Here is a 660-nt window from a genome sequence, read left to right as displayed (position 1 = left end):
CCACCTTCACGCCAGCGGTCAGCAGCACCGGCACGGCCACCGTGGGTGTCCTCTCGGGCAAGTTCAGCGACGCGGCGCTCAACAACAACGAAGACACCTACGACAGCTCGGCTGCCGCGCCTGCGGTCTACGAGTCCAACAACCAAGTGAGCCTGGCCTACAACACGCGCGGCAACAGCGTGGCCACGATCGACATCGTCTCGGCCAGCACCGACAGCGGCGCCACCGCCAGCGACTTCATCACCAACGACCAGACTCTGACGTACGCAGGCACCATCACCGGCTGGGTGCCGGGCCTGGGCGACCGGGTCATGCTGCAGTTTTATGACAGCACTGGCGCGCAAATTGGCGCCAATGCCTTTGTGGCACCGGCAGACAGCGGCGCCTGGACGTGGGACGACACGGCCAACACCCGCCCTGCGGGCACCTACAGCCTCAAAGCCACCATCGTCAGCTCGAGCGGCACCACGGCCATCAACACCGCAGCCCCCACCAGCGTGAGCGGCAACCTGACGCAAGGCGGCTACGACCAGCAAACCGTGGTCATCGACACGACCGGGGGCACGACCGCCGAGATCAATCTGGCCATCAGCATCATCACCGACGCGGACAACAACGCGTTCGTCAACAAGGCCGAGCTCGCCAGCAACACCACCTTCA

Annotated in this window: 1 pseudogene; it reads left to right on the top strand. The window is 65.2% G+C overall.

Annotated features, from left to right (window positions below):
* Positions 1–660 (top strand): annotated as a pseudogene (locus tag B9Z49_RS21960) (hypothetical protein); the annotation flags it as partial.

This window comes from Limnohabitans sp. 2KL-51, from assembly GCF_003063645.1.
Lineage (GTDB): Bacteria > Pseudomonadota > Gammaproteobacteria > Burkholderiales > Burkholderiaceae_C > Limnohabitans_A.
Note: the sequence above shows the minus strand (reverse complement) of the source record. Positions and strands in the feature narration are given on the sequence as shown.